The organism is Cupriavidus pauculus, assembly GCF_002858765.1.
GTDB lineage: Bacteria > Pseudomonadota > Gammaproteobacteria > Burkholderiales > Burkholderiaceae > Cupriavidus > Cupriavidus pauculus_B.
On the sequence record NZ_PJRP01000001.1, the window covers coordinates 100,776 to 125,971 of the forward strand.

At 63.3% G+C, this 25,196-nt stretch carries 24 protein-coding genes; 1 reads left to right on the forward strand and 23 read right to left on the reverse strand.

What is annotated here, in order from left to right; all coding sequences use genetic code 11:
• Positions 1-23 precede the first annotated feature (23 nt).
• The 13 genes from atpG to CYJ10_RS00525 all read right to left on the reverse strand — a co-directional run bounded on the left by atpG (position 24) and on the right by CYJ10_RS00525 (position 12,636).
• On the reverse strand, positions 24-899 hold the full coding sequence (gene atpG, locus CYJ10_RS00465; RefSeq protein WP_101679627.1) for a F0F1 ATP synthase subunit gamma: 876 nt from the start codon (positions 897-899) through the stop codon (positions 24-26).
• Positions 900-970: 71 nt separating this feature from the next.
• The gene (gene atpA / locus CYJ10_RS00470; RefSeq protein ID WP_101679628.1) at positions 971-2,512 is read right to left on the reverse strand and encodes a F0F1 ATP synthase subunit alpha; all 1,542 of its coding nucleotides are present in this window, start codon (positions 2,510-2,512) and stop codon (positions 971-973) included.
• Positions 2,513-2,551: 39 nt separating this feature from the next.
• Positions 2,552-3,094 (reverse strand): F0F1 ATP synthase subunit delta, encoded by a 543-nt coding sequence (locus CYJ10_RS00475; RefSeq protein ID WP_101679629.1) that lies wholly within the window; start codon positions 3,092-3,094, stop codon positions 2,552-2,554.
• A gap of 2 nt (positions 3,095-3,096) precedes the next feature.
• Positions 3,097-3,567, reverse strand: coding sequence for a F0F1 ATP synthase subunit B (locus CYJ10_RS00480; protein WP_066736810.1), 471 nt, complete (start codon positions 3,565-3,567; stop codon positions 3,097-3,099).
• A gap of 105 nt (positions 3,568-3,672) precedes the next feature.
• Complete coding sequence (atpE, locus tag CYJ10_RS00485; protein WP_092138471.1) at positions 3,673-3,939, reverse strand: F0F1 ATP synthase subunit C; 267 nt, start codon at positions 3,937-3,939, stop codon at positions 3,673-3,675.
• 62 nt (positions 3,940-4,001) lie between these two features.
• The gene (gene atpB / locus CYJ10_RS00490) at positions 4,002-4,871 is read right to left on the reverse strand and encodes a F0F1 ATP synthase subunit A (RefSeq protein WP_101680363.1); all 870 of its coding nucleotides are present in this window, start codon (positions 4,869-4,871) and stop codon (positions 4,002-4,004) included.
• A gap of 284 nt (positions 4,872-5,155) precedes the next feature.
• Positions 5,156-5,683 carry an ATP synthase subunit I gene (locus CYJ10_RS00495; protein ID WP_101679630.1) on the reverse strand — a complete coding sequence of 176 codons (528 nt, stop codon included), beginning with the start codon at positions 5,681-5,683 and terminating at the stop codon, positions 5,156-5,158.
• Between the two features lie 433 nt (positions 5,684-6,116).
• A complete protein-coding gene (locus CYJ10_RS00500; RefSeq protein WP_101679631.1) occupies positions 6,117-7,010 on the reverse strand; it encodes a ParB/RepB/Spo0J family partition protein in 894 nt (297 codons plus the stop codon).
• 32 nt (positions 7,011-7,042) lie between these two features.
• Positions 7,043-7,816, reverse strand: coding sequence for a ParA family protein (locus CYJ10_RS00505; protein ID WP_029051308.1), 774 nt, complete (start codon positions 7,814-7,816; stop codon positions 7,043-7,045).
• A 76-nt stretch (positions 7,817-7,892) separates the two neighbouring features.
• Positions 7,893-8,600 (reverse strand): 16S rRNA (guanine(527)-N(7))-methyltransferase RsmG, encoded by a 708-nt coding sequence (gene rsmG / locus CYJ10_RS00510; protein WP_101679632.1) that lies wholly within the window; start codon positions 8,598-8,600, stop codon positions 7,893-7,895.
• On the reverse strand, positions 8,601-10,556 hold the full coding sequence (gene mnmG, locus CYJ10_RS00515; RefSeq protein WP_101679633.1) for a tRNA uridine-5-carboxymethylaminomethyl(34) synthesis enzyme MnmG: 1,956 nt from the start codon (positions 10,554-10,556) through the stop codon (positions 8,601-8,603). It abuts the gene before it with no gap.
• Between the two features lie 223 nt (positions 10,557-10,779).
• Positions 10,780-11,670 (reverse strand): N-formylglutamate amidohydrolase, encoded by an 891-nt coding sequence (locus CYJ10_RS00520; RefSeq protein ID WP_101679634.1) that lies wholly within the window; start codon positions 11,668-11,670, stop codon positions 10,780-10,782.
• 3 nt (positions 11,671-11,673) lie between these two features.
• On the reverse strand, positions 11,674-12,636 hold the full coding sequence (locus tag CYJ10_RS00525) for a Bug family tripartite tricarboxylate transporter substrate binding protein (protein ID WP_374703219.1): 963 nt from the start codon (positions 12,634-12,636) through the stop codon (positions 11,674-11,676).
• 182 nt (positions 12,637-12,818) lie between these two features.
• Here CYJ10_RS00525 and CYJ10_RS00530 point away from each other — a divergent pair, with 182 nt between their 5' ends.
• Entirely contained in the window at positions 12,819-13,742 is a 924-nt protein-coding gene (locus tag CYJ10_RS00530) for a LysR substrate-binding domain-containing protein (RefSeq protein WP_101679636.1), read from the forward strand.
• A gap of 133 nt (positions 13,743-13,875) precedes the next feature.
• On the opposite strand, the gene CYJ10_RS00535 is transcribed toward CYJ10_RS00530, so the two are convergent.
• The 10 genes from CYJ10_RS00535 to CYJ10_RS00580 form a co-directional block, all read right to left on the reverse strand.
• Positions 13,876-14,619, reverse strand: a complete 744-nt coding sequence (locus CYJ10_RS00535) for an ABC transporter ATP-binding protein (RefSeq protein ID WP_101679637.1) — start codon at positions 14,617-14,619, stop codon at positions 13,876-13,878.
• A gap of 9 nt (positions 14,620-14,628) precedes the next feature.
• Entirely contained in the window at positions 14,629-16,509 is a 1,881-nt protein-coding gene (locus CYJ10_RS00540) for a branched-chain amino acid ABC transporter ATP-binding protein/permease (RefSeq protein ID WP_101679638.1), read from the reverse strand.
• Positions 16,510-16,512: 3 nt separating this feature from the next.
• Positions 16,513-17,565 carry a branched-chain amino acid ABC transporter permease gene (locus CYJ10_RS00545; protein WP_101679639.1) on the reverse strand — a complete coding sequence of 351 codons (1,053 nt, stop codon included), beginning with the start codon at positions 17,563-17,565 and terminating at the stop codon, positions 16,513-16,515.
• 206 nt (positions 17,566-17,771) lie between these two features.
• Complete coding sequence (locus tag CYJ10_RS00550; RefSeq protein ID WP_101679640.1) at positions 17,772-18,920, reverse strand: ABC transporter substrate-binding protein; 1,149 nt, start codon at positions 18,918-18,920, stop codon at positions 17,772-17,774.
• A 362-nt stretch (positions 18,921-19,282) separates the two neighbouring features.
• Positions 19,283-20,041 (reverse strand): sulfite exporter TauE/SafE family protein, encoded by a 759-nt coding sequence (locus CYJ10_RS00555; RefSeq protein ID WP_101679641.1) that lies wholly within the window; start codon positions 20,039-20,041, stop codon positions 19,283-19,285.
• 117 nt (positions 20,042-20,158) lie between these two features.
• Positions 20,159-20,686 carry a hypothetical protein gene (locus CYJ10_RS00560; protein WP_257991857.1) on the reverse strand — a complete coding sequence of 176 codons (528 nt, stop codon included), beginning with the start codon at positions 20,684-20,686 and terminating at the stop codon, positions 20,159-20,161.
• Positions 20,687-21,032: 346 nt separating this feature from the next.
• Positions 21,033-22,076: a branched-chain amino acid ABC transporter permease gene (locus CYJ10_RS00565; protein ID WP_101679643.1), complete on the reverse strand. Its 1,044-nt coding sequence runs from the start codon at positions 22,074-22,076 to the stop codon at positions 21,033-21,035.
• Positions 22,076-22,960 carry a branched-chain amino acid ABC transporter permease gene (locus CYJ10_RS00570; protein WP_101679644.1) on the reverse strand — a complete coding sequence of 295 codons (885 nt, stop codon included), beginning with the start codon at positions 22,958-22,960 and terminating at the stop codon, positions 22,076-22,078. The genes CYJ10_RS00565 and CYJ10_RS00570 overlap by 1 nt, the downstream gene beginning before the upstream one ends.
• A gap of 173 nt (positions 22,961-23,133) precedes the next feature.
• The gene (locus CYJ10_RS00575) at positions 23,134-24,342 is read right to left on the reverse strand and encodes an ABC transporter substrate-binding protein (protein ID WP_101679645.1); all 1,209 of its coding nucleotides are present in this window, start codon (positions 24,340-24,342) and stop codon (positions 23,134-23,136) included.
• A 112-nt stretch (positions 24,343-24,454) separates the two neighbouring features.
• Positions 24,455-25,192 (reverse strand): ABC transporter ATP-binding protein, encoded by a 738-nt coding sequence (locus CYJ10_RS00580; RefSeq protein ID WP_101679646.1) that lies wholly within the window; start codon positions 25,190-25,192, stop codon positions 24,455-24,457.
• Positions 25,193-25,196: the final 4 nt, after the last annotated feature.

Below are 25,196 nucleotides of genomic sequence, written 5' to 3' on the forward strand. Positions count from 1 at the left end.
CGATAGCTTGAATTCTTGACGCCTTAGACCGCAGCTGCGCCGCTGACGATTTCCGACAGTTCCTTCGTGATTGCTGCCTGGCGGGTCTTGTTGTAGACCAGCTGCAGTTCACCAATCACGTTCTTGGCATTGTCGGAAGCCGCCTTCATGGCCACCATGCGCGCGGATTGCTCCGACGCCATGTTTTCGGCCACGGCCTGGTACACCAGCGCTTCGACGTAGCGGACGAGCAGCTCTTCCACAACCGTCTGTGCGTCGGGCTCGTAGATGTAATCCCACGAGTAGGCGCGCTTTTCATCTTCGGTCTGGCTCAGCTTGTCCGCGGCCAGCGGCAGCAGTTGCTCGACCATCGGCTCCTGCTTCATCGTGTTAATGAACTTGGTATAAGCCAAGTACACCGCGTCGACTTCGCCGTTGGTAAAGGCGTCCAGCTGGACCTTGATCGCGCCGATCAGCTTTTCCAGATGCGGGGTGTCACCGAGCTGCACCACGTTCGAGACCACCTTGGCGCCGATGCGACCCAGGAACTGCATGCCCTTGGTACCGATAGCGGTCGCTTGCACGTCCACGCCGCGGTTCTGCAGGGTCTTCAGTTCATTGGTCACGGCTCGCAGCACGTTCGTATTCATGCCGCCGCACAGACCCTTGTCGGTCGTCACCACGATCATGCCGACGCGCTTTACGTCGCGCTCCACCATGAACGGGTGCTTGAACTCGGGGTTGGCGGTGGCCAGGTGCGCTGCGATATTGCGCACTTTTTCAGCATACGGACGGGCGTTACGCATCCGTTCCTGCGCCTTGCGCATTTTGGATGCGGCGACCATTTCCATCGCCTTGGTGATCTTTCGCGTGTTCTGCACGCTCTTGATCTTGGTTCGAATCTCTTTCGTTCCGGCCATATCTTTCCTCTCCATTCGTGCCGCGCCGCATGCCTTGCGGCAGCTACGGCGCGGTCCGTGGAATCACGCGGTTAGAACGCGGCGGACTTCCTGAAATCCTCGATCGCTGCACGCAGGGCGGCTTCGTCGTCCTTCGACAGATCCTTGGTATCTTCGATGCGGGCGACGAGGTCGGCGAACTTGGTCTTCAGATGGTCGTGCAGGCCCTTCTCGAACGGCAGGATGTCCTTCACGTCGACGTTGTCGAGGAAGCCATTGTTCGCGGCGTACAGCGACGCGGCCAGTTGCCACACTTGCAGCGGCTGGTATTGCGGCTGCTTCAGCAGTTCCGTCACGCGGCGGCCGCGCTCCAGTTGCTTGCGGGTGGCATCGTCCAGGTCCGAGGCGAACTGCGCGAACGCAGCCAGTTCACGGTACTGGGCCAGGTCGGTACGGATACCGCCGGACAGCTTCTTGACGACCTTGGTCTGTGCAGCACCACCCACGCGCGACACCGAAATACCGGCGTTGATAGCGGGGCGGATACCGGCGTTGAACAGGTCGGTTTCCAGGAAGATCTGACCGTCGGTAATCGAGATCACGTTGGTCGGCACGAACGCGGACACGTCGCCGGCCTGCGTTTCGATCACGGGCAGCGCGGTCAGCGAACCGGTCTTGCCGGTGACGGCGCCGTTCGTGAACTTCGCCACGTAGTCTTCGTTCACGCGGGCTGCACGTTCCAGCAGACGCGAGTGCAGGTAGAACACGTCACCCGGGTAGGCTTCACGGCCCGGCGGGCGGCGCAGCAGCAGCGACACCTGGCGGTAGGCCCAGGCTTGCTTGGTCAGATCGTCATAAACGATCAGCGCGTCTTCGCCGCGGTCGCGGAAGTATTCGCCCATCGTGCAGCCGGCGTAGGCAGCCAGGTACTGCATGGCGGCCGAGTCCGAAGCCGAAGCGGCCACGACGATCGTGTATTCCATGGCGCCGTGCTCTTCGAGCTTGCGCACCACGTTCGAGATCGTCGAAGCCTTCTGGCCGATTGCCACGTACACGCAGAAGACGCCCTTGCCCTTCTGGTTGATGATGGCATCGACGGCCACGGCGGTCTTGCCGGTCTGGCGGTCGCCAATGATCAGCTCGCGCTGGCCACGGCCGATCGGCACCATCGCGTCGATCGACTTCAGACCGGTCTGGACCGGCTGGCTCACCGACTGACGTGCGATCACGCCCGGAGCCACCTTCTCGATCACGTCCGTTTCCTTGGCGTTGATCGGGCCCTTGCCGTCAATCGGCTGACCCAGCGTGTTGACCACGCGGCCCAGCAGTTCCTTGCCAACCGGCACTTCCAGAATGCGGCCGGTGCACTTGACCGTATCGCCTTCCGAAATGTGTTCGTAATCGCCCAGCACCACGGCACCCACCGAGTCACGCTCGAGGTTCAATGCCAGGCCAAACGTGTTACCCGGAAATTCCAGCATCTCGCCCTGCATCACGCCGGACAGGCCGTGCACGCGGCAGATACCATCGGTCACGGAAATCACCGTGCCGGTGTTGCGCACTTCAGCGTCAGCGCCAAGACCCGAGATGCGGGACTTGATCAGCTCGCTGATTTCTGAGGGGTTCAGTTGCATCACAATGCTCCTAATTCTTCAATCCGTCGGCCGTTGCGGTCAGGCGGTCAGCGTGGCTTGCATGGCAGCCAGGCGCGCGCGCACGGAGGTGTCGAGCACTTCGTCGCCGACCTTGACGCTCACGCCGCCAATCAGCGACGGGTCCACCGCCACCTTTGCGTACAGCTTGCGACCGAACTTGCGTTCGAGTGCGGCGACCAGTTCCTTCGCCTGCGAATCGTCCAGCGGGAAAGCGCTGGTGATCTCGACGTCGGACGAACCCTCGCGGGCATTCTTGAGCGCATGGAACTGTTCGGCGACTTCCGGCAGCACCGTCAGGCGGTTGTTCTCCACCAGCAGGTTGACGAAGCGACGCGCCTCATCGTTCACCGGGCTCTTCAGCACCGACAGGAACACTTCCTGGAGCTTTTCGCCCGGGACGTTCGGATCGGTGGCGAGCGCCTGCATGTCGGGGTTGGCGGCAACTTGCCCCATCTCCGACACCAGTTCAGACCATGCACCCAGGTTGCCTGCACCGGCTTCGCTCGCGACGCGGAACAGCGCCTCGGCGTAGGGACGGGCAATGGTTGCGGTTTCAGCCATGATTAGAGCTCAGCCTTGAGTTGATTGAGCAGGTCTGCATGGACCTGCGCGTTCACTTCACGCTTGAGGATCTGCTCTGCACCCTTCACGGCCAGCACGGCGACCTGGTCGCGCAGCGTTTCGCGGGCGCGGGTCACTTGCTGCTCTGCCTCGGCCTTGGCCTGGGCGATGATGCGTGCGGCTTCTGCCTGGGCGTTCTGCTTGATCTCGTCGGCGGCCACCTGGGCGCGCTTTTCAGCGTCGGCCACGCGTTGCGCGCCTTCGGTGCGGGCTTCGGCCATGGCCTGGTCCACACGCTTGTTGGCGAGTTCAAGCTCCGCCTTGCCCTTTTCGGCAGCGGCGAGGCCATCGGCGATCTTCTTTGCGCGTTCGTCGAGCGCCTTCACCAGCGGCGGCCAAATGAATTTGGCAACAACCCACCACAGGATGAAGAACACGACCATCTGCGCAAAAAACGTTGCGTTCAGATTCATGGTGTGTTCCTTTCGGTAATCAAACTACAGATAAATGCACAAGGGCGGCCAGGCCATCGGACTGAGGCCTGCGCCGCCCGTCAGCATCATGCAGACCGAAAAGACTTACTGAATGACTGCCAGCAGCGGGTTGGCGAAGGCGAACAGCATTGCAACACCCACACCGATCAGGAATGCAGCGTCGATCAGGCCAGCCAGCAGGAACATCTTGGTTTGCAGCGGGTTCATCAGCTCAGGCTGACGTGCGCACGCTTCGATGTACTTGCCACCCATCAGGGCGATACCCAGGCAGGCGCCGATAGCACCCAGACCGATGATGATGCCGATACCGATAGCGGTCAGACCCTGGATGTTGGCGAGATATGCTTGCATGATGACTCCTTTAATTTAGAGAGACTTAGAACCAAAAAACCAAAAAACGAAGAACCGGAAAATCAGTGGTGATCGTGAGCCTGGCCGATGTACACCAGCGTCAGCATCATGAAAATGAATGCCTGGAGCAGCACGATCAGAATGTGGAAGATGGCCCATACGGTGCCGGCAACCACGTGGCCAACGAAACCCAGAGCCGACAGGTCGGCGCTGAAGGTCCAGATGGAACCCAGCAGCGCGATCAGCAGGAACACCAGTTCGCCGGCGTACATGTTGCCGAACAACCGCATGCCCAGCGACACAGCCTTGGCCAGGAATTCGATGATGTTCAGGATCAGGTTGAACGGGGCCAGGTACCACTTGGCGCCGAACGGGGCCGAGAACAGCTCGTGCATGAAGCCGCCCGCACCCTTGATCTTGAAGCTGTAGTAAATCATCAGCACCAGCACCGAGCACGACATGCCCAGCGTGCCGTTCAGGTCGGCCGTGGCCACTGCGCGGTGGTGCGGAAGGTGGATGTGGAAAATGCCCAGCACGTTGTTCAGGCCGGTGACCCAGTCCACGGGGATCAGGTCGATCGCATTCATCATGGTGATCCAGCAGAACACCATCAGTGCCAGCGGGGCGATCCACGAGCGGTCGCCGTGGATGATTCCCTTGGCCTGATCGTCGACCATCTCGACGATCATTTCGACGAATGCCTGGAAGCGGCCCGGCACGCCGGCCGAGACACGGCGCGCGGCCATGTACAGGAACAGCACGGCGATGAAGCCGCACAGCACCGACCAGAACACTGTGTCGTAGTTGATGATGCTGAAATCGACGACGGAATGCTGCTTGCCGCCGACCGAATTAAAGTTCTGCAGGTGTTCGGCGATATAGCCTGAGGGTGTGAGCGTGTGCCCAGCGCCTTGAGTAGCTTCAGCTGACATGTCGAAACGATCGGTATATTGCGAAATCTTTGTTGCCGGCAACCGCTTTGGCGGTCGCCCGGTACGCGTCTTGCTTTGGCCTTCGGTCACATGACCGGTCACTGCCTGGGCAAGCCCGCTCTATTGTTCTGGGCAAAACCTTACTCACGCAGCGCTTCACGGTTGTGACGCCCTGCGCTTGAAACCACTTGATATTCCGGATGGGTGCCTCATCTGAGACCGAATCCCACGCCGTGGCCCTGCTTCATGCATTGCCAAGGGCGACGGGATTCGCGTATCTCCGCTTAGCGGATCGCGAGCGCCACCCAATAAGTCTTGAGCGCCAACAGGAACGTGACCAGCAACGGCACCCAGCGCAGATCGCGGTACAGCACGATCACCAGCACCAGCAGTGCCATCGTGCCGAAGACCTTGATCGCCTCGCCGGCCACCAGCCCGCCGACCGACGGCTGCTTGCGCGACATATACAGACGCAGCGCAAAGAACCCGCTGGGGACGAAACACGCCATGCCGCCGAAGAAGGCCGACCAGCCCGACGGTGCATGCTCATGCGCGAACACCGCCCAGGCAACAGCCGACAACAACGTCACGACGACCTGCGCCAGCACCACCTTGCCCGGTGTCATGCGCGACGTGCGCAACGCGCGCTCGCCAAGCAGCTTCACCGCTTCGGCATGCGACAGCGGATCGACAGCTTCATCTTCGCGCGCGGCGCTATCATCCCAGTCATCACGCCAATCATCGTCTCGACGATTGTCGCGGGATGCCGTACCGGCTTGCGATTTTTCCTGCTGACGGTCTCGTACCACCACCTGCCTAGCCTCGTTCCAGGCCGGAACTTTTTGCGTCCGGCCAGAATTCAAACCGCACGATTCTATTAGCAATCGACGACGCGAGTCAATCTGCTTTCAGTTAGCTTGCAGCGAATTTCGCACAACGGTTGCTATCACGCATTCATGATGGATGGTGTGAAATTGCGCGGCAATGATGCGTAACGTAATTGGATTGCGCACGCCAGCACGTGCATGATGGCGAATCCGCCATCGCTAGCGCCACTTAGGACGTGTATTCAGAAAGGTCAGGCCTAGCCAGCCGTTCGGTTATCGCGCAGATTCATGCCGCGACACGGTGCATGAGCTGCGGGCTGTCGCGCGGTGCCGACAGCCCGGCAATTTCATCGGCAAAACGATTGCCGTATACCGGGTAAACGTATAGGGGGCCGACTCCTGATGGCGTTGGCCGATGTCAGGCGCTGGCAGCCGGCTCGCGCAGGCGGATCAGCACGCCATCGAGTGCATCGTTGCTGGTGAAGTGGATGGTCAACTGGCCCTTGCCGCGCGCACCGAGCTTGATCTGCACGGCCAGGCCGAGCGTGTCCGACAACTCCTCTTCCAGTCGCGCCACATCGCGCGTGCCGTTGCCCTGTTTCTGCTTGAGCGACTTCAAGTCGAACGGCTTCAGCGTCGACGTGACCAGCTTCTCGGTCTCGCGTACCGACAGTCGCTTGTTCACGATCTGGTTGGCCAGCGTGATCTGATTGGCGCCATCGACTGCCAGCAGCGCACGGGCGTGGCCCATGTCGAGATCGCCGGCCATCAGCATGGTCTGCACCGGCGACGCCAGATTCAGCAGGCGCAACAGGTTAGACACCGCGCTGCGCGAACGGCCTACCGATTCCGCCGCCTGCTCGTGCGTGAAACTGAATTCGCGGATCAGGCGCATGATGCCCTGCGCCTCTTCGAGCGGGTTCAGGTCTTCGCGCTGGATATTCTCGATCAGCGCCATTGCGGCGGCGGCCTCGTCGGGCACGTCCTTGACCAGGACCGGCACCTTGTCGAGCCCCGCCAGCTTCGATGCGCGGAAGCGGCGTTCGCCGGCGATGATCTCGTACCGATCGGCTTCGGCCACGCGGCGCACCAGGATCGGCTGCATCAGGCCCTGCGCGCGGATGCTCGCCGCCAGTTCCTGCAGCGCACCTTCGTCCATGCGGGTACGCGGCTGATACTTGCCGGGCTGGAGTTGATTGACGCCCAGTACCGACGGCGCGCCCTCCTGCTTCGCGGTCTCGACAATCTCGGCGGGCCCGCCGAGCAGTGCTTCCAGTCCCCGGCCCAGACCCTTCTTCTTAGCGGTCACCATGCTCGCCACCCTTCCCTGTCTGTTCGTGCCGCTCAACCGAGCTGGCGTACGCGCGCAATCATTTCCGCGCCGAAATCGAGATACGCTTTGGCGCCCTTCGAGGACGCATCGAATGCCACGCCCGGCATGCCATATGACGGCGCCTCGGCCAGTCGCACATTGCGCGGGATCACGGTCTTGAATACCTTCTCTGCAAAGTGGGCCTCGAGTTGTGCCGATACCTGCTGCTGCAGTGTCACGCGCGGGTCGAACATCACCCGCAACAGGCCGATCACCTTGAGTTCGCGATTCAGGTTGGCATGCACCTGCTTGATCGTGTTGACCAGGTCGGACAGCCCCTCCAGCGCGAAGTACTCGCACTGCATCGGCACGATCACGCCATGCGCGGCACACAGGCCGTTCAGCGTGAGCAGCGACAGCGACGGCGGGCAGTCGATCAGCACGAAGTCATACTGGTCGTCCACTTCGGCCAGCGCCTGCTTGAGGCGCCGCTCGCGCTGATCCAGCTCCACCAGCTCCACCTCGGCGCCAGCCAGTTCGCGATTGGCCGGCAGCACGTCGTAGCGCCCCGACTCGGACCGACGGGTTGCCTGCTGCACCGACGCCAGCCCCACCAGCACCTGGTACACGCTGTGTTCCAGCGACTGCTTGTCGATACCCGAGCCCATCGAAGCATTGCCCTGAGGGTCCAGGTCGACCAGCAGCACGCGCTGCTCCTGCGCGGCCAGACCGGCGGCCAGATTCACCGTGGTGGTGGTCTTGCCGACGCCGCCCTTCTGGTTTGCGATCACGAATACCTTGGCCATATGCGCTTGCAGCTCCCTGTGTGTGCTATTCATATTCATACAACGAATAACACTTGCCAAATTCAAACCTGCGGATTCAACACCGCGATAACACTACGAGATGCCGCTCTGCGTCCAGTTCCGGGACGACCAGTTTCGGCACCGCTTCCACCTGCCAGGTCTGCATCAGGCCGGCGGCTTCCATCCGGTCGATCTCCGCCTGTGGATAAACACCCTTCATGGCCAGCAGCTTCCCGCCCGGCGCCAACAAGTGGCCGGACAGGTTCACAAAGTCCGTCAGTTCGGCGAATGCGCGCGACGTGATGACGGCATAGCCATTCGCGTCCTTGATCTTCTCCACCGGGCCCCAGTGGGCCGCCGCATTGGTCAGATGCAACTGCGCGCGGCACTGGGTCAGGAATGCGGTCTTCTTCTGGACGATATCGACCATCAGCACCGATACATCGGGACAGGCGATGGCCAGGGGCATGCCGGGCATCCCGCCCCCCGAACCCACATCCAGCACCCTGCCCCGCGCAGCGTCGGGTACGGTCGTGCTGCGTGCGGCTTCGGCCAGCGCGGGAACCGCCGCCAGCGAATCGAGCATGTGGTGGGTCAGCATCTCGTCGGCATGACGGATGGCGGTGAGGTTGTAGACGCTGTTCCATTTGCGGAGCAGCGTCAGGTAGGCAAATAGCGTCTCGATCTGTGCAGGCGCCAGCGTCAGGCCGATAGCGGCAAGCCCAGCTTCCAGACGCTGGCGTTGCGCGGCCTCGTCGACCACGGTGTATCGGAAGCCACCCACTCAGGCAGCCTCCTGGCCGTCGCCGACCTTTCCGTTTGCCTGCGCCACGCGTCCCATGCCCTTCTTCTTCAGGTGGACCAGCAGCAGCGAGATTGCTGCCGGCGTGACGCCCGAGATCCGCGACGCCTGGCCCAGCGTTTCCGGACGGTGTTGGTTCAGCTTCTGGCTAACCTCGAAACCAAGACCGCGGACTTCGGTGTAGTCAAAGTCCAGTGGCAGCTTAGTGGCTTCGTTAGCGCCCAGCTTGTCGACCTCCGCAGCCTGGCGGGCGATGTAGCCGTGGTACTTGATACCGATTTCGATCTGCTCGCGGATCTGCTCGGCCAGCATCACGTCGTCGGCGAGCGGCGTTTCCGGTGCATAGCGACCACCCTGCACGGCCACGAGTGCCTCGTAGCGGACTTCTGGACGACGCAGCAGGTCGGCAAGCGAGTACTCGCGCTCGATAGCCTTGCCGAGCAACGGCACGGCGTCAGCTTCCGGCAGCAACGTCGGATTGACCCATGTGGATTTCAACCGCTCTGTTTCACGTGAAACAGCGTCGCGCTTGCGGTTGAAAGCATCCCAACGTACGTCGTCCACCACCCCGAGTTCGCGGCCGACTTCGGTCAGGCGCATGTCGGCGTTGTCTTCACGCAGACTCAGGCGGAATTCGGCGCGACTCGTAAACATGCGATACGGCTCGGTCACGCCCCGCGTGATCAGGTCGTCGACCAGCACACCCAGGTATGCCTGGTCACGGCGCGGCGTCCATGCATCGCGCTCCCGCACGAAACACCCGGCGTTGATGCCGGCCAGCATTCCTTGGGCGGCGGCCTCTTCATAGCCGGTCGTACCGTTGATCTGGCCGGCGAAAAACAGGCCCTGGATCGCCTTGCTTTCCAGTGAAGCCTTCAGCCCGCGCGGATCGAAGTAGTCGTACTCGATGGCATAGCCAGGGCGCAGGATATGGGCGTTCTCCATGCCCCGGATCGAATGCACCAGCTCCAGCTGCACATCGAAGGGCAAGCTCGTGGAGATGCCGTTCGGATAGAACTCGTTGGTCGTCAGCCCTTCCGGTTCGAGGAAAATCTGGTGGCTTTCCTTACCCGAGAAGCGATGAATCTTGTCCTCGATGCTCGGACAGTAGCGCGGCCCCACCCCTTCGATCACGCCGGTGTACATCGGCGAGCGATCAAGGCCACCGCGAATGATGTCGTGGGTACGGCTGTTGGTATGGGTAATCCAGCACGGCAGCTGCTGGGGATGCTGCTCAGGCCTGCCCAGGAAGGAAAACACCGGCACCGGATCCATATCGCCCGGCTGCTCGTCCATCACCGAAAAGTCGATCGTTCGGCCATCGATACGCGGCGGCGTACCGGTTTTCAGCCGCCCCTGCGGGAGCTTCAGTTCCTTCAGACGTGCCGACAGCGACACCGCAGCCGGGTCGCCTGCACGGCCGCCGGTGTAGTTGTCCAGCCCCACGTGGATCTTGCCATCGAGGAACGTGCCCGCCGTCAGCACCACGGCACGGGCGCGGAAGTCGATACCCGCCTGCGTACGCGCACCCACCACCTGATCACCCTCCACCATCAGGTCGTCGACGGCCTGCTGGAACAACATCAGGTTCGGCTGGTTCTCCAGCCGCGTACGGATCGCCTTGCGGTACAGCACCCGGTCAGCCTGGGCGCGCGTGGCGCGCACGGCCGGGCCCTTGCTCGAATTGAGGATGCGGAACTGGATACCGGACTCGTCGGTGGCAGCCGCCATCGCACCGCCCATGGCATCCACTTCCTTGACCAGATGCCCCTTACCGATGCCGCCGATGGACGGATTGCAGCTCATCTGGCCTAACGTCTCAATGTTGTGCGAGAGCAGCAGCGTCTGGCAGCCCATGCGCGCCGCGGCGAGGGCAGCTTCGGTGCCGGCGTGACCACCGCCGACGACAATGACGTCGAATTCTTTCGGGTAAAGCATGGGACACCTCCTCCGGGAGGCTGGGCGGGAAAATACGGGATGTCGAATTATAGCGGCATTCGTTTGGCGAACTCTGCCCACGACGATGTTTCACGTGAAACATGGCGTCGACGATACTCACCCAGCGGCAAAGTGTGTTTCACGTGAAACACTCTCCGCAATGAAAAGGGCCCCGCTTGCACGGGGCCCTTCCCTACCGCCAGTGTTTCACGTGAAACATGACTCAAAGCTGACTGCGGATGTAGCTACCAATACTTGCCGAGAGCGACCCGAGATCGCGTTGCAGGGTCTTGAACCCTTCGTTCGGCGCCTTGGTTGCCTCGTCCATATACAGCGGCCGGCGGATCTCGATCTGCAGGCTGTTGCGCCGCTCGGCCGGGCGTCCGATTTGGGCGATCAACTGCACACCCTTGTACGGATCGTTGCGCGCCACCGTGTAGCCCATCGACTTCAGCTCCCGCTCCACCAGATCGACGATGCCCGGCTCGCAGGTCGTACCATCGCGGTCCCCCAGCACAAAGTCCGCCAGCGGGTGCGGACTCTTGATCTTGAGCCGCTCGTAGGCGTTGTTGGGCATCGAGTGCAGGTTCAGATGCCAGAGTGCGCCGAACTGGCGGTAAGCGGCTTCCACGGCCTCGGCCAGCGCCGTATGGTATGGCCGGTAGTAGCGCCCGATACGGCTCTGGACCTCTGCCACCGACAGCTGCCGGTCGTAGATCGGCGTGGCCGCATCGAGCTTCCGCCAGACCAGGCCATAGCCCAGGCGCGTTTTCTCACCCGGAGACAGCGGCGTGGGCCACGGTGCATCCAGCAGTTCCGGGTCGAGGTCCTCCAGCATCCGGTTCGGATCGATATAGACACGCGGGAACGTGGCGCCGATCAGCGTGCCCCCGACCTTGGGGATGGCTCCCCACAGCGTGTCGATGTGGGTATCCTCGCCACCGCGCAGCCGTGACATCGGGACGGCAGCACGAAAATCCGCTGGATAGTAGACGCCGCTATGCGGCGAATCACAGACCAGCGGCAGCGGCAGCCCTTCCGGCAAAGCCAACGTATACGGGCCGTCCGGCGCGTCGCCCTGTACCGCCCGGTACGGTGTGTCGAACGTCGTCATGGCTCAATCCAGCTTGATGTTGGCAGCCTTGGCCACGCGGGCGTAGCGCGCCATGGCCTGCTGGATCTGGGCCTTGAACTGGTCCGGCGTGGTCGGCACCAGCGTACCGCCCGACTCCTCGATCTTGCGCTTGAACTCGGGATTCAGCATCGCCTTGTGGATGGCGGCGTTCAGCTTGTCGATAACCGGTTGGGGTGTACCCGCCGGCGCGACGATGCCAAACCAGCCGCCGTCGCCCATGTCCTTGTAGCCAAGCTCGCCGTACGTCGGCACGTTCGGCAGCTGCGGCGAACGCTGTGCACCCAGCAGGGCCAGCGCGCGCAGCCGGCCCGCCTTCACGTGCGGCAGCGTGGTCGACAGGTTGTCGGTAATCGCGTTCACCTGCCCTGCCAGCGCGTCGTTCAGTGCCAGGCCGGCGCCCTTGTACGGCACGTGCAGCAGGTCGATCTTGGCCAGCATCATGAAGTTCTCGATGTTCGCGTGTCCAAGCGATCCGGCGCCGGGCGACGCAAACGTGTATTTGCCGGGGTTGGCCTTGGCCAGTGCCACGAACTCCTGCATGGTCTTGGCGGGCACGCTCGGGTGCACGGCAAACACGCTGGGCACGGCCGCCACATTGGTCACCGGTGCAAAGTCCTTGATCGGGTCATAGCCAAGCTTGGGGTATACCGCCGGGTTCGAGCCGTGCGTGCTAACCGTGGCCATGCCGATCGTGTAGCCGTCAGGAGTGGAGCGCGCCACCTGCTCCATACCGATGGAACCGCCCGCCCCACCCTTGTTGTCGACCACGATGGTCTGGCCCAGCTCGCGTCCTGCGTACTCGGCGACCAGGCGCGCCGACAGGTCGGTGGTACCGCCTGCGGCAAACGGCACGACCAGACGGATCGGCTTGTTGGGGTAGTTGGATTGCGCTGCCACCGGCATCGCCATGCCGCCAAATACGGCAGCCGCGGCTGTGGACAACATTGTGGAAAACATCAGCCGACGGCGCGTGGCGGAGGCATGCAGGGCTCGGTTCATGGCGTAAAACTCCTCGTTTTTTCGTTCTCGAATCTGGATACCGAGCTGGGGAGTTTCGACAGTTTACCGGCCCTGCACAAACGACTATATTGCACGCTTCCATTACCAAAGCTCATGCTCAAACTGCCATGCGTATACGCTCACCTTCGATGTCCGAGCTACATGCATTTGTGACGGCAGCCAAGCTCGGCAGCTTCACCCGTGCGGCGGAAACGCTGTGCGTCACGCAAGGCGCCATCAGCCGCGCTATCTCCCGCCTGGAATCACATTTCGGCCAACCGCTGATCCATCGCAATGCCCACAAGCTCACGCTGACTGACGCGGGGCGCCAATATCTGGACGCCATCACCGGCCCGCTGGCCGCCATCGAGAGCGCCAGCGCGGCGATGCTGGGCGAGGATCGCCAGCATCACCTGACGTTGTCTGCCGTGCCCACGCTGGCCAGCGTATGGCTGGTGCCTCGCCTGCCTGACTTTCACCGCAAGCATCCCGATATCCGGCTCGACTTCGTACCCTACCGCCGTGACGAGGATTTTTCGGGGGCAAAGCCCGATGCGGCGATCCTGACCGGCGAAGCCAGTCACTGGCCCAACTTGCAAGTTGACTACGTGATCGGTCGCGAAATGGTGCCGGTCTGTCACCCCGCGCGGGCCCATGCCCGACAGGCTGCCAATCTGTGGAAAACTCCGTCAGACCTGATGGGCGAACCGCTACTTTTCCACACAACTGCCCCCAGGAATTGGGAGAACTGGCTGCGAGCCACAGGAGTACCCAACGCTGCGCCCACGCTCGCCCGTGGATTCGATCAGGTGTCGATTTTGCTGGAGGCCGTGAAGGCCGATATGGGAGTGGCCGTTTTGCAGCGATGCCTTGTCAGGGATGCGTTGCAGGCCGGTCAGGTGGTGGCGCCGTTCGATCTGCCGGTCACGCTGAACCGGGGATATTTCCTGTGTGCGCCACGTGAAAAAAACGATCATGGCGCCCTGGCGGTGTTCCGCGAATGGCTGCTTTCCGCTGCTGCCGTCGATATTATCGAGCTGGTTCGCCCATAGTTATCCACACTGTGGATAGATTTGTGAACAACATCGTTTTCATGAATAAAAATGGCACCAAAATCAGTGCCGTTATTTTCCAAACCGATGTATACGCATCCCAAACCGTACCTACGGCGTACCCCAGGCGACCTTACGCCGCCTTCTTTGCCAGGCCCAGATACGTCTCGATGACCTTCGGATTACTGGCCAGCGCCGCGGCCTCGCCCTCCATCGCCATGTCGCCGGTTTCGACCACATACGCGTAGTCAGCCACCTGCAGCGCCGCGCGGGCGTTCTGCTCGATCAGCAGCGTTGCCACGCCGGTCTGGCGCAGGTTGCTGATGATGTGGAAGATCTCCTTCACGATCAGCGGCGCCAGGCCAAGGCTGGGTTCGTCCAGCATCAGCAACTGCGGCTTGGCCATCAGCGCCCGGCCTACGGCCAGCATCTGGCGTTCGCCGCCTGACAGCGTGCCGGCCTCCTGCTTGGCGCGCTCCCTGAGGCGCGGGAATAGGTCATAAACCACATCCATCTGGTCCAGGTAGTTGCGCTCGCCGGCGCGCTTGCGGCGGAAGGCGCCAAGCTGCAGGTTGTCTTCGACGGACATCGTCGCAAACAGCTCGCGTTTCTCCGGCACCAGGCACATGCCGCGCGCCACCCGCCCTTCCACCGGAATGCCGGCCATGTCGTGGCCCAGGTAGCCCACCGTACCGTTCGACGACCCACTGACCGGCAGCGCGCCCATGATCGCGTTGAGCATGGTCGATTTGCCGGCGCCGTTTGGGCCAATCACCGTGACGATCTTGCCGGCCTGTACCTGCAGGTTGGCGCCATGCACGGCCTCCACCTTGCCGTATCGCACATGCAGGTCTTTCACTTCCAGAATCAGACTCATCTCATTTCCTCACTCGACGCCGCCGAGATAGGCTTCCAGCACGGCCGGATTCTTCTGCACCTCTTCCGGCACGCCTTCGGCGATGCGCGTGCCGAACTCCATCACCACCAGGCGATCGGTCAGGTTCATCACGAAGTCCATGTCATGCTCCACCAGCAGCACGCTCATGCCCTCGCCCTTCAGCTTGCGTAGCAATTCGGCCAGTGCCTGCTTTTCCTTGTACCGCAGGCCCGCCGCAGGCTCGTCGAGCAGCAGCAGCGCGGGATCGCAGCACAGCGCACGTGCGATCTCCAGAATGCGTTGCTGGCCCAGCGCCAGGCTGCCGGCCTCCATGTACATGCAGTCGGCCAGTCCCACGCGCTCCAGCTGGCGCTTCGCCTCGAACAGCAGCTTCTGTTCCTCGGCCCGGTTCATGCGCAGGATCGCCGCCGATACGCCGCCCTGCGCGCGAAAGTCGCCACGCAGGTGCGCGCCGATGGCTACGTTCTCCAGCACCGTCATCGTCGGCAGCAGATGCACGTGCTGGAAGGTACGGCCCACACCCCGCTTGACGATCTCCCGCGACGGCAGGCCCGAGATCACCTCGCCGCGATAGTGCACCTCGCCGCGCGTGAGCGGCAGCACGCCGGTCACAAGATTGAAGGTCGTGGACTTGCCCGCGCCGTTCGGGCCGATCAGCCCGATGATCTCGCCGGCGCGCACCTGGAAGCTCACGTCGTTCACCGCCAGCAGGCCACCAAACTGCTTGCGTGCCGCGCGCACATCGAGAATCAGTTCGCCGGCCTCGGGCTTCGGGCGCACGGCCAGCGCGTCAGCGTAATCGGGCGCCACCACCGGCGGCCCTGATGGCATCAGCTTGCGCAGGAACGGCCAGATGCCGTCGCGCGCGTACTGCAGCAGCAGCACCAGCAGCACGCCAAAAACGATGATCTCGAAATTGCCGGTACTGCCCAGCAACTTGGGCAGCAGGCCCTGCAGCACGTCCTTGAGGACGGTCAGAATGCCCGCGCCAAGCACCGCACCCCAGACGTGCCCCACGCCGCCCACCACGGCCATGAACAGGTACTCGATGCCGTAATTCAGACCGAACGGCGTCGGGTTCACGGCTCGCTGCAGGTGCGCGTACAGGAAGCCCGACACACAGGCCAGGATCGCCGCCACGACGAAGATCACCACCTTCATCCACGCAGTGTTCACGCCCATCGCCTCGGCCATCGTGCCGCCGCCCTTCAGCGCGCGAATCGCACGGCCTGGCCGCGAATTGAGCAGGTTCTGCATGGCCACCACGGCCAGCAGCACCACGGCCCAGATCAGATAGAACATCGCCCGGCCCGACTGCAGCTCGATGCCCAGGAACGACAGCACCGGAATGCCATTCAGGCCGTCGTACTTGCCCAGAAATTCCAGGTTGCCGAACAGGAAGAACAGCGACAGGCCCCAGGCAATCGTCGCCAGCGGCAGGTAGTGGCCCGACATACGCATCGTAATCAGGCCAATCACGTAAGCCGATGCAATCGTGATGACCAGTCCGACGATCAGGCCAAGCCACGGCGACAGCCCGAACTGTGTGGTCAGGTATGCCGTGCTGTAGGCGCCCAGCCCCACGAACGCGGCCTGGCCAAACGATGTCATGCCCCCCACGCCCGTCAACAGCACCAGCCCGATGGCCACGATGCTGTAGAGCCCGATGTAGTTGCCCAGCGTGATCCAGAACTCCGGTGTCGGCAGCACGGGCAGCAGTGCCAGCACGACCGCAAAGGCCAGCGCCAGCACGCGGTTGCGCATGACCCCGCGCATGTGCCCCGCGTGGCGCGACTGCGACCTGCCTTGCGAACTCCCGTTCTGCGCATCCACGTTCTTCTCCAGCGGCTTGTCGGTCAGCATCGTCATGGCTTATTCCTCTTCCTCGACGTGCTTGCTCGTCAGCGAGCGCCACAGCAGCACCGGGATGATCAGCGTGAAGACGATGACCTCCTTGAATGCGCTGGCCCAGAACGACGAATACGATTCGAGCAGCCCCACCAGCAGCGCGCCAAGCGCCGCCACGGGATAACTGGCCAGTCCGCCAACGATGGCGCCCACGAACCCCTTGAGCCCCACCAGGAAGCCGGACTCGTAGTAGATCGTCGTCAGCGGCGCGATCAGGATGCCGCACAGCGCACCCATCGCCGCGGCCAGCGTGAACGACAGGCGGCCGGCCTGCGTCGTGCCGATGCCAACCAGCCGCGCACCCAGGCGGTTCACGGCGGTGGCGCGCAATGCCTTGCCCTGCAGCGTGCGCTCGAAATAGAAGTACAGCGCGGCAATCAGCACGCCAGACACCACCACCACCCACAGGCTCTGCCCCGACACGCTGAGGCTGCCCACGTCGAAGCGCGCATCGGAAAACGGATTCGTGCGCGAGCCTTCGGCACCGAACATCACGAGCCCGAGCCCCACCAGCGCGAAATGCACGCCAACCGACACAATCAGCAGCACCAGCGTGCTGGCTTCGGCCAGCGGCTGATAGGCCAGGCGATAGAGCATCGGCCCCAGCGGAATCACGATCAGCAGCGTCAGCGCGATCTGCACCAGCATCGGTAGCGGCGTGCCGCCGTACTGCTGCACCAGGACATGCACGGCCCCTGGGAACAGCAGGTACTTGCCCGCCAGGATCAGGATGCGGCGCGGCGCGGTCAGCCGCAGCTCCGGGCTGCGCAACACCGCCACACCATCGTAGAGAAACGTCAGGCCCCCCATGGCCAGCAGCAGCCACGTGGTCTGCGGCGCGTGGCCGGCCTGCATCGCGGCCAGTGTCAGCGCGCCGTAGGCCACGAACTCGCCCTGGGGGATGAAGATGACACGCGTCACCGAGAACACCAGCACCAATGCCAGTGCCAGCAGCGCGTAGATCGCGCCGGAGGTGATGCCGTCCTGCGCCAGAATGGCCGCAATCGATAGGTCCATTGTCTGCCCGTGTTATGTGCGCGCGTGGTGGGCGCCAGTGCCCGGATGCTTGCCGCTACCGCAGCCTCAGCTTAGAGACTCCACCGCGCAATGCCTAGAGGGTGGCGGGAAATCACGGGGGCAAAAAAAGGGCGCATGGTCTGCCATGCGCCCTGCGTTGCTACGCTGCCCAGCGTGTGACCCCTGCCAGCCGGTCGTCTGCCGGCTTACTTCTGCAGCTTCCACTTGCCATCGACAATCTGCACCATCACGCGTGCGCGCTGGTCCATGCCGAGGTGGTCGGTGGGGCTCATGTTGATGATGCCGTGCGATACCGGCAGGTTCTTCGTCTGCTCCAGTGCATCGCGCAGTGCCTTGCGGAATTCCTTGGTGCCGGGCTGGCCCTTCTTGAGCGCTTCGGGAATCGCGTTCTGCAGCAGCAGGCCCGCATCCCAGGCATGGCCGCCGAAGGTCGATACCTGTCCGCCGAACGCCTTCTCGTAGGCGGTCTTGTAGGTCATGGCCGGCTTCTTCACCGGATTGCTGTCGGGCAACTGCTCGGCCACCAGCAGCGGGCCGGCCGGCAGGAACGTGCCTTCGCAATCCTTGCCGCACACGCGCAGGAAGTCGGGGTTGGCCACGCCGTGCGTCTGGTAGATCTTGCCCTTGTAGCCGCGCTCCTTCAGTGCCTTGGTCGGCAGCGCGGCGGGCGTACCCGAGCCTGCGATCAGCACGGCGTCCGGATTGGTGCCCATCATCTTCAGCACCTGGCCCGTCACCGAGTTGTCGGTGCGTGCGAAGCGCTCGTTGGCCACCACCTTGATCTTGCGCATTTCCGCCACCTTGGCGAATTCCTGCGCCCAGCTATCGCCATAGGCGTCAGCGAAGCCGATGAACGCCACCGTCTTCACGTTGTTGCTGGTCATGTGCTCGGCCAGGGCCGTTGCCATGTGCGAGTCGTTCTGCGGCGTCTTGAAGATCCAGGCGCGCTTGGCGTCCATCGGCTCGATGATGCGGGCCGAGGCGGCCATCGAGATCATCGGCGTTTCGCTTTCGGCGGCCACGTCCACCATGGCCAGCGAATTGGGCGTGACGGTGGAACCCACCACCACATCCACCTTGTCTTCGCTGATCAGCTTGCGCGTGTTCTTGACCGCCGTGGTCGTGTCGGTGGCATCGTCGAGCACGATGTACTCGATCTTCTTGCCGGCGATTTCCTTGGGCAGCAGCGTGAAGGTGTTTTTCTCGGGGATGCCGAGCGAGGCGGCCGGCCCGGTGGCCGAAACCGTGACCCCGACCTTTACCTGGGCGCTGACCGCGCCCGAGAACAGACTGGCGGCGGCAAGTGCCAGCAGGCTGGCGCGCTTGAACGTCATGGCTTGTCTCCTTCGATTCCAAAAACGGAAAAAGGCACCCGCCGGCTTCCGGCCGACGGATGCCTTCAGTTTTTTTGTGGCCCACTCTGGCAGGCTCTTTGGCAGATGCAACGCTGGCATCCGATCTCAGCCGGGAACATCGAAGTTCGTCCCGTTTTTTCCCGTCCTGCGCCATTACCCCCGGATTGCGCAGTGGCATTCCCCGACCGCTCGGTCGGGAATGCGAATCGAGTCTAACACAGCGATGTGATACGAAAAGGCCGGATTAACCCGCAGCGGCGCAGGCGCAACAGTCGAGGGTTTCCGTTGTCCGGCGGGCCTTCCAGGCGCTTGTGCCGCGCCTGTGCCGCCCTCGTGCGGCCCTAGCGCAGGAACGCGTCGTAGGCCGTCTTGACGATCAGCGCGATGACCACCGCGATGAACACCTTGCGCACGAAGCGGCTGCCGTGTCGCAGCGCCAGCTTGCTGCCCACCTGGCTGCCGGCCACGTTGGCCAGGGCCATCACGATGCCGAGCTGCCACCAGACATGGCCCTTCGCCGACAGCAGCAGCAACGCGGCCAGGTTGGTCGCCAGGTTGACGATCTTGGCCGACGCCGATGCGTGCAGGAAGTCGTAGCCGAACACGCGCACGAACACGATCATCAGAAAGCTGCCCGTACCGGGCCCGAACACGCCGTCATAGAACCCGATCGCCGCGCCGACCAACAGCGCCGCCAGCCGCTCACGCCCGCCCGACAGCGCCGGCGCATGCTCGGTGCCCAGATCCTTCTTGACCACCGTGTAGACCAGCAGGATCAGCAGCACAAAAGGCAGCGCCTTGCGCAGCGGCTCGGCGGGGATCATCGTCAGCGTCCACGCGCCGGCCATCGAGAACACGAAGGCCGCCAGCATCGCGGGGCCGGTGGCCCCCCAGTAGATCCGGACCTTGCGCGCGAAGCGGAAGGCGGCGTTGGACGTGCCGGCCAGCGACGCCACCTTGGTCGTACCGATCAGCGTGGCCGGCGACATGTTGGGATAGGTCGAGAACAGCGCCGGGACCTGCACGAGGCCGCCCCCGCCCGCCACAGCGTCGATCATGCCGGCCAGAAAGGCGGCCGCGGCCAGAAATGCAAACTCCATGGTGGAACAGTCCGAACGGTGGAAAGGGGGAAAGGAATCGAAGGGATCGAAGGAATCGAAGGGATCAGGGAGAGCGGCGCAACGCCAGGGCGGAAGATAACCCCGCCGCCGCCCCGGTCAGCCCAGGCGTTTTGGCGTCGGTATCAGGCTGCGCAGCCACAGGCCGTCGGCATCGCGCTGAAAGCCCTGCGGCGCCCGCAAAGCGTCGGCCACCAGCCCCGGCGCCAGCCGGATATGGCGGATACCGTGGGCGCGGCACCAGTCGGCCAGCAATTGGCAGGCGGCATCAAGCCAGCCAGGGGCATCGTCGGCCGGCGGCCACCACTCGGCCGCCATCGCCACGCGCCCGCCCAGCGAGAGGCTGTGAACCAGCGTGACAGGCAGCAGGCAGGCCAGCGTTGACTGCTGCCCCGGCCGGTCGAGCAGATCGCGCACCGCACTGGTGCCACCGCCCAGCACGCAGATGCCGTGGCCGCCCTGCTCCAGCAAGGCATCGAGCGACAGGCGCCTGGCGCGCGCCTCGGGCACGGGCAGCGGCGTGCGGGCGTTCAGCCAGGCCTCGATGGCCGGGCCATCGGCGCTGACGCCAACGCGTACCGAGTACAGCACTTTTTGGGAATTCGGGGATTCAGATGGGGTGGACATGGCCGGGCGGGAGAGGCTGGCCGGCATTGTCGCATGGGGGCTGGCGGGTGGTCATGCCGAAGATGCATCGGCCGCCACATCGGGCGTGATGGGTGCCGCAAGCGGCGATTTCCGAGGGCCGGAAATGAAAAAGGCGTTGCCAGGGATCACCCAGCAACGCCTCTTTATCGTATTGGCTGCTGCTACCCGACACCGGGTGCGCGCCTGTCGTCTCCTCGCTTCCGCCTCCAAGTAACCTGCGAAAACCGTATATGCAATGTAACGAACCGGTGCGTATGAAACAAGTCAGCAATAACCCTAGCCCCAAAATCGGGCATGTCGCCCCATCTCCACTCGGGGCGCTGGGCTAGTGCTTGTCCGATTTCCGGCTGGTCAGCGCGATCAGCTCGCCCATGATGCCGCGGCGGAACGTCAGCACGCAGATCACGAAGATCACGCCGGTCACCATCGTCACCGACTCGCCCAGCGCATTGAACCAGCTGAGGCCAGTCAGGTTGGCCAGGAACGTGCCGATGTCGCCAAGCTTGTTCTCCAGCGCCACCACCACGAATGCGCCGACGATCGGGCCCGACAGCGTACCCAGCCCGCCCACCAGCGTCATCAGGATCACCGAGCCCGACATCGACCAGTGCACGTCGGTCAGCGTGCCAAAGCCCAGCACCAGCGCCTTGATCGATCCAGCCAGGCCCGACAGCGCCGCCGAAATCACGAAGGCCAGCAGCTTGAAGCGATCGACGTCGTAACCCAGCGAAATCGCGCGCGGCTCGTTCTCGCGGATCGCCTTCAGGATCTGGCCGAACGGCGAGTGAACGGTGCGTACGATCAGCGCAAAGGCGATCGCGATGATGACCAGCGCCACGTAGTACAGCGTCATGTCATCGGCCAGCGACAACACGCCGAACAGCTTGCCGCGCGGAATGCCCTGGAGCCCGTCTTCGCCACCCGTGAACGGCGCCTGCAGGCAGAAGAAGAACAGCATCTGCGCCAGCGCGAGCGTGATCATCGAGAAGTAGATGCCCTGGCGGCGGATTGCCAGCGAACCCACCACGTAGCCGATGACCGCACCGGACAGCGTGCCGAACAGCAGGCCCAGTTCCGGCGTCACGCCCCACACCTTCATCGCATGGCCGGCCGCGTAGCCGGCGCCGCCGAAGAACGCCGCATGGCCGAACGACAGCAGCCCCGTGAAGCCGATCAGCAGGTTGAACGCACACGCGAACAGCGCGAAGCACAGCACCTTCAGCACAAACACCGGGTACGCGCCGGCCAGCGGTGCCACGATCAGGCCCAGCAGCAGCAGGCCGTACAACACTTTCTTTTGCAACGCAGTGCCTTCCTTGAAGCCCTTGGTCTCGACAGGCACAGCCGTTTGTCCAGTCTGTCCGCTCATCACTTTTCCCTCCCGAACAGCCCGGCTGGGCGCAGCAGCAGCACGATCACCATGATGAAGAACACCACGGTCGACGATGCTTCCGGATAGAACACCTTGGTCAGCCCTTCGACCACGCCGAGCCCCAGGCCCGTGATGATCGATCCCATGATCGAGCCCATGCCGCCGATCACCACCACGGCGAACACGATGATGATCAGGTTCTGGCCCATCAGCGGCGACACCTGGATCACCGGCGCCGCCAGCACGCCGGCAAACGCCGCCAGCGCCACGCCGAAGCCGTAGGTCAGCGTCACCATCAGCGGCACGTTGACGCCGAAGGCTTCCACCATCTTCGGGTTCTCGGTGCCGGCACGCAGGTACGCACCCAGCTTGGTCTTTTCGATCGTGAACCACGTGGCCAGGCACACCACCAGCGACGCGGCCACCACCCAGGCACGATAGTTCGGCAGGATCATGAAGCCCAGGTCCGTAGCGCCCTGCAGCGCGTCAGGCGGCGAATACGGCAGGCCCGACACCCCGTAGATGGAGCGGAACACGCCTTCGATCACCAGCGTCACGCCCAGCGTCAGCAGCAAGCCGTAGATGTGATCGAGCTTGTAGATGAAGCGCAGCATCGTCTTCTCGATGATGACGCCCAGCAGGCCCACCACGAGCGGCGACAGGACCAGCATCACCCAGTAGTTGAGTCCGGCGTATTCCATGCCCGCCCAGGCCAGCACCGCCCCGAGCATGAAAAGCGCGCCGTGCGCGAAGTTGATCACGTTGAGCAGGCCGAAGATCACGGCCAGGCCCAGGCTCAGCATCGCGTAGAAAGCGCCATTGACCAAGCCCAGCAACAGCTGGGACAGCATGGCGGGTAGTGGAATTCCGAAAATATCCATGGCCTGATTTGCCTGTTGGTGTCTCCCCGCTCCCACGTGTGGGAGAGGGGTCGGGGGAGAGGGTTCGGCGGCTCAACCTGCCATCATCGGGCCCTGGTACGCCGGCCCTCTCCCCCTGCCCCTCTCCCGCCAGCGGGAGAGGGGAGCAAACCATCGCTGATTTGCCTGCTTCCTTACTTCTTCAGCATCGAGCACTTCGACTCGGCCACCGTCGTGAACGCCTGGTCGCCCGGGATCGTTGCCGCCACCTTCAGGTAGTCCCACGGCTTCTTCGAGTCAGCCGGGGCCTTGACCTGCATCAGGTACATGTCGTGGATGTTGCGGCCGTCGGCGCGGATGTAGCTCTTGTTGTAGAAGTCGTTGATCTTCATCTTCTTCAACTCGACCATGACCTTGTCCGGATCATCGGTCTTGGCGGCTTCCACGGCCTTCAGGTACGTGCTGATGGCGGAGTAGTCGGCGGCCTGCAGGCTGCTCGGCATCTTCTTCATCTTGGTGAAGAAGCGATTCGCGAACTTGCGGGTGTCGTCGTTCATGTCCCAGTACCAGCTGTCGGTCATCAGCAGGCCTTCGGTGTTCTTCAGACCCAGGCTGTGCACGTCGTTGATGAACATCAGCAGGCCGGCAATCTTCATGGTCTTGGTAATGCCGAATTCCTTGGCGGCCTTGATCGCGTTGATCGTGTCGCCGCCGGCATTGGCCAGGCCCAGGATGTCAGCCTTCGATGCCTGTGCCTGGAGCAGGAACGACGAGAAGTCCGACGCCGACAGCGGGTGGCGCACCTGGCCCACCACCGTGCCGCCATTGGCCTTCACCACGGCCGCCGTATCGCTTTCGAGCGAATGACCGAAGGCGTAGTCGGCGGTCAGGAAGAACCACTTCTTGCCGCCCTGCTTCACCACCGCGCTACCGGTGCCCTTGGCCAGCGCCACCGTGTCGTAGGCGTAGTGCACCGTGTACGGCGAGCACTCTTCGTTGGTCAGGCGGGCCGTGCCGGCGCCAATATTGAAGTAGACGCGCTTCTTTTCCTGCGCCACCTTGTTCATGGCCAGGCCCGTGGCGGAGTTGGTGCCGCCCAGCAGCATGTCCAGGCCCTGCTGGTCCATCCATTCGCGCGCCTTCGACGCGGCGATGTCGGCCTTGTTCTGGTGATCGGCGCTGACCAGTTCGATCGGCTTGCCCAGCACCTTGCCACCGTGATCCTCGATGGCCATCTTGATCGCTTCCAGGCCACCGGGGCCGTCGATGTCGGCATACAGGCCCGACATGTCGGTGATGTAGCCAATCTTCACGGTATCGTTCGATACCTGCGCCGAGGCGCCCCCTGCAAACGCGCCAAAGACAGTTGCCGCCACTGCGACAGCCAGCCGAGTCATCTTCATGTCTTGTCTCCTGATATGCGGCGGCGAGCTGCCACCCGTTCCTGCCATCTCGTAAAAATACGATCCAACACGATCCGAAATTGCGACCCTGGCGCCCGTCTGGCGCAGCGGGTCAGACCCCGAGCAGTTCGTTCAGCACCGGCATCTTGGCTTGCAGCTCGCTGGCGGCAAAGCGTTCGACGATGGCGCCGTGCTCCATCACGTAGAAGCGGTCGGCCAGCGGCGCGGCAAAGCGGAAGTTCTGCTCCACCATCACCACGGTGTAGCCCTTCTTCTTGAGCATCAGGATCATGCGCGCCAGCGCCTGCACGATCACCGGGGCCAGGCCCTCGGAAATCTCGTCGAGCAGCAGCAGGTTGGCACCCGTGCGCAGGATGCGGCCCACGGCCAGCATCTGCTGCTCGCCGCCCGATAGCCGCGTGCCCTGGCTCTGCTTGCGCTCGCGCAGGTTCGGGAACATCTCGTAGATCTCGGCCTCGCTCATGCCCGGGGTGTCGCCACCCTTCGATCCCTTGAGCACCGGCGGCAGCAGCAGGTTTTCCTCGCACGACAGGCTCGAGAAAATCGCCCGCTCTTCGGGGCAGTAGCCGATGCCGTAGTGCGCGATCTTGTGCGTGGGCAGGCCGATGGTCTCGTTGCCGTTGATCTTGATCGATCCCTTGCGCGTGCCGGTCAGGCCCATGATCGCGCGCATGGTGGTGGTGCGGCCGGCGCCGTTGCGGCCCAGCAGCGTGACCACTTCGCCACGGTTCACGGTCAGGTCCACGCCGTGCAGGATGTGCGATTCGCCGTACCAGGCGTGCAGGTCCCTGATTTCCAGCGCGGGGACGTTGGATGCGTTCGTGCTCATCTCA